Source organism: Xanthomonas sp. SHU 308, from assembly GCF_000364645.1.
Taxonomy (GTDB): Bacteria; Pseudomonadota; Gammaproteobacteria; order Xanthomonadales; family Xanthomonadaceae; genus Xanthomonas_A; species Xanthomonas_A sontii.
The window spans coordinates 1-4,297 of sequence record NZ_AQOK01000084.1; the positions used below are offsets into that span (position 1 = coordinate 1).

Annotated in this window: 2 protein-coding genes; both read right to left on the reverse strand. The window is 71.9% G+C overall.

All coding sequences use genetic code 11. From position 1 onward, the window contains the following. Positions 1-3,628, reverse strand: a 3,628-nt coding sequence (locus D588_RS0103785; protein ID WP_017915033.1) for an SbcC/MukB-like Walker B domain-containing protein, incomplete at its 3' end; no start/stop codon positions are given. Between the two features lie 95 nt (positions 3,629-3,723). Beyond that, a partial coding sequence (locus D588_RS0103790) for a DUF4194 domain-containing protein (RefSeq protein ID WP_017915034.1) occupies positions 3,724-4,297 on the reverse strand: 574 nt, incomplete at its 5' end.

The window sequence follows — 4,297 nt, forward strand, 5'->3', positions numbered from 1 at the left end:
AGGACGGCGCGGCACGCGTGCCGGCGCGTTTGCCCGGCGCCGCTGGCGACGCCTTGCGCGGGGTCGACTTGGCGCCATTGCCGCGGCCATCGCGCGCCTTGGCGGAGGCACGCGCTGGCGTGGCAACGGTGTCTGCCACAGTCGCTGCGCCGGGCTCGGCGATGGTGGCCGCTGCGTCCGCGGCCGGCCGCGGCAGATCGGCGCCAGCCTGATCCATCGCCGCGCGGGATTCCACCGCAGGCGTCGTCGCCTCGTTGCGGCTGCGCTCGGGCAGCTTCAACCGGTGCGCCTGCTCGTCGTATTCGATCAGCAGCACGCCGGAGTTGTGGCGGCCGCTGATCTCGACGAAGCAGGCGCCGCCGATGAACGGCTCCAGCGTCATCACCGACTTCAGCGGCGTGGCCACCACCATCTGGAAACCGAAGTTCTCGAAGATGTTCATCGCCAGCGCGGTGAACTCGTTGTCGGCCTTGTCGAAGGCCTCGTCCAGCACCACCGCGGCATAGCGCGGCAGTTCGCCGTCCTCGCCGCCGAGCTGGTAGCGCAGCGCCGCGGCCAGGCAGGTGGTGGCCAGCTTCTGGCGCTGGCCGCCGGACTTGCCGGCGCCGCTGCGGTAGATCTCCACCTGCGCGCGGCTGTCCGCGTCCAGTTCCACGCCGACGAACTCCACATGCTGGCGCACGTCCAGCACCTGCTCGCGCCAGCGTCGCAGCTCCGGCTCCTGCGCACCGAGCCGCTGCACCAGCCCGCGCAGCATGGCGAACTGCGCCTCGGCCAGGGCACGATCCTCGGTCTGCTGATGGCCGAGCACGGCGCGCAACTGCTGCTGGAACTCCTGCACCTCGAGCAGGCGCCGGTCACTGACTTCGATGGTCAGCAGGGTGCCGCGGTTGAACGGCACCTGCTCCAGGCTGGCGTTGACCTCGTCCATGCGCTGCTTGATCGCCTTGTGCGCTTCGGCGGTGTAGCGCTGCAGGGCCAGCAGGTTGTTCTTGCTCTGGGTCTGCAGCAGGTCGAAGAAGCGCCCTTCGTGGCGCGGCAGGCCGTCGCTCTCCAGCCGCTGCAGGCGCGCCAGGAAATCGTCGGCGCTGGCCAGGCTGACGGTGAAGTCGCCGCTGTCCTCCGGCCACTGCTGGCAGTAGCGGCGGAAGCAATCCAGCACCTGCTGGCTCAGCCGCGCGTCCTGCGCCTGGCTCTGCGCCAGCTGTTCGCCGAGCCCGCGCTCGACGCTGCGCAGATGCGCTTCCAGGTTGTCCAGGCTCAGCGGCGGCAGCGCGGCCAGGCGCGCGTCCAGCCCTGCGACCTGCGCCGGGCCGATCACCGCGGTGGCCACGCGCGCGGCGCAGGTCTCGCGCTGCGCTTCCAGGCGCGCGCGCTCGCGGCTCACCTGCGCGCGCTCCAGGCGCACGTCCTCGTAGGTACGACGCGCTTGGTCGCGGCGCGCGCGGACGGTGGCGATCTGCTCGCCCAGCGCGCGCAGCGCGGTGTCGCCCTCGCGCAGTTGCAGCAGTTGCTCGGCGATGTCGCTCAGGCGCTGCAGCTTGGGCGCCACGTCGATCTCGTCCCACTCGCGCTCGGCCAGGGTGTGCGCGGCCAGTTGCCGGCCCTGGTCCTGTTCGCGCTGCTTGCGCAGGGCGGCGACGTCGGCGTCGCAGGCGGCGATGCGCTGCGCCAGGGTCTGCCCCTCGCGCTCGAAGACCTTGAGCTTGTCGCGGTTGTCGTAGCCGAGCAGCCAGCGCTTGCGGTCGCCGACCGCGTGGCGGTCGTCCTTCTCGTAGCGATCGCCCGGATGCTTGACCTGGCCCTCGCGGGTGATCGCGCGCTCGGCATCGCGCAATTGCGCCACGGTATCGACGCAGGTGTAGTCGAAACGCCGCGCCAGTTCCTGGCGCAGCCACGGCGCATAGGCATGGTCGCGCAGTTCCAGCTTGCGCAGCAGCGACTTCGCATCGGGCTCGCGCTGCTGCAGCGGCGCGTTGTGGCGCACGCGGAAGTACACCAGGCGGGTGCCGAGCTGGGTCTTGTTGACCCAGTCGGCGACGCTGGCGTAGTGGCGTTCGTCGACCAGCAGCGACTGCGCGAAGCCGTGCAGCACGCGCTCGATGGCGCCGCGCCAGGCAGCCTGGTCGGCCTCCACCTGCACCAGCTCGCCGACGAACGGCAGGGCGGCTTCGGACAGGCCGGTCTCGGCGCACAGCCGCGCACGCAGCGCCTGCATCGGCGCGGGAATGCTGGAAGGCGCCTTCAGCAGCGCCTCGATCTCGGTGCGGATGACCGCGAAACGGCGTTCGTCCTCGCGGCGCTCGGCCATGCGCTCGGCGATCGCCTCGTCCAGGCTGCTGGCCTCGCCGGCGACGCCGTCGCGCAACGCGCGCGCCTGCGCCACCTGCTCGGCGAAACCGCTGGCGCTGCCGGCCAGGCCCATGCCGAGCTGGCGGCAGGCCTGTTCGACCTGGCTGCGGCGGCGCATGCGCTCGTCGCGCTCGCGTTCGACGCGGCCGCGTTCGCGCTCCAGCGCCTCGACCTGCTCGCCGCCCTGCGCGCGCTGCTGCGTCTCCAGCTCGGCCAGGGTCTGTTCGTGGTTGTCCAGCGCTTCGCGGCGCTGCCCTTCCTCGCCGGCCAGGCCGCGGTCCTGCGTGTCCAGTTCCTGCAGGCGCGCGTCCAGCAGGGCCAGGCGGCGCTGCTCGCGGTAGCCGTCGATGCCCAGCTGCAGTTCGCGCAGCTCGCCGACGCTGTGGCGCAGCGCCAGCAGTTCGGCGTGGTAGTCGCGCGCCGGGGTCAGGGTTTCCACCTGGCGCCGCGCGGTCACCACCGCGTGGTGCGCGCCGTCGAGTTCGGCGAAGTCCTCGACCAGGCGGTCGGCGGCCTCGAAGGTGCGCGGCTCGTCGAGCATGAAGCTGCGCAGGAAGGCGTTGAGGTCGCCGAGGTTCTTCGCCGACTGGGTCTTGTGCAGCAGCCGCAGCGCCATCTCGTTGCCGATGCCGAGCAGGTGGCGGAAGCGCTCCGCGTAGCCGGCGAAGCTGTCGAAGTGGTGCACGTCCTCGCCCAGGCGCAGCTTGAGCCGACGCAGGTCCAGGTCGAAGCCGTCCAGTTCGGCGGCCACGTCGAAGCCGCGCGGCACCACCATGTAGTGCTTGCGCACGTCGGCCGCGGCGGTGCCGCTGCCGGCGATCCAGAACAGCCGCACCAGGCTCACCGCCTGACCCTGCGCGTTGCGGTACTCCAGCGCCAGCGCAGACCAGGTCGCGCCCTTGCGCAGGTACTGGGTGGCGATCTCGCCGGAGGCGCTGTCCTGCTGGTCGGCCCAGGCGCCGCGCACGTAGGACACCAGGCTGCGGTCGCGGCCGCTGCGCTCGGCCTCGCGCGCGGCAGCATTGAAGTCGACGATGCTCGGCGGCGTCAGCAGCGCCGACATCGCGTCGAGCAGGGTCGACTTGCCCGAACCGGAGCGGCCGACGAACAGGAAGCCCTTCTCGGCGATCGGCACGTCGGTCAGGCCGTTGAAGGTGCCCCAGTTGTGCACCTGCAGGCGGCGCATGCGGTACTGCTGCGCGCGCTGCTCGGCCAGGGTCTCGGCGAACAGGGACGGGGCGACGGGGACGGTGGACGATTCGGACAGGGACGTCATCGGGAACTCATCAGAAAACGGGGACGGCCGCCACGGCGGCCGGCGCACGGGGCAAGGCCGGCGCTAGGCGTGCGCGACGTACGGGCGCAGGCCGGTCAAGGCGATGCCTCGGCCACGCCGTCGCGCAGGCCGCGATAGGCCGCCGACAGCGCCTGCACGTCCTCGGCCGAGAACAGCAGCTTCAGCGCCGGCGAGACTTCGTAGCGGTCCTCGCTGCCGCGCAGCTTGGACAGCAGGTGGTTGTCGCGCATCTTGGCGATCGCCGCCAGCACCCGCCGGGCGAAGCCGGCGCGGTCGGTGGACACGTTCTTCTCGTACACCGACAGCACTTCCAGCAGCTGCGCCTCGTCGACCACCGCGCGCTCGCCACGGGTGTCGGCCTCGGCCAGTTGCTGGCGCAGGAACAGCAGCAGCACCGACTCGATGAAGGTCAGCGGCGCGGTGCGCAGCAACGCCGGGGTCTCCAGCTCGCCGGTATCGGCCTGGCGCGCGAACGCCACACCGCCATCGCGGTCCAGCACCAGTTCCAGGAACAGCTCGCTCAGCACGCGGCGGACCGCGGCCTCGTGGCGCAGCAAGGCCTGCCACAGCGGGCCGTGCCGGTAGGCATCGACGCTGGGGCCGGACAGCAGCTGGCACAGCGCGCGCCGCGCCTCCAGCGGCAGGCTG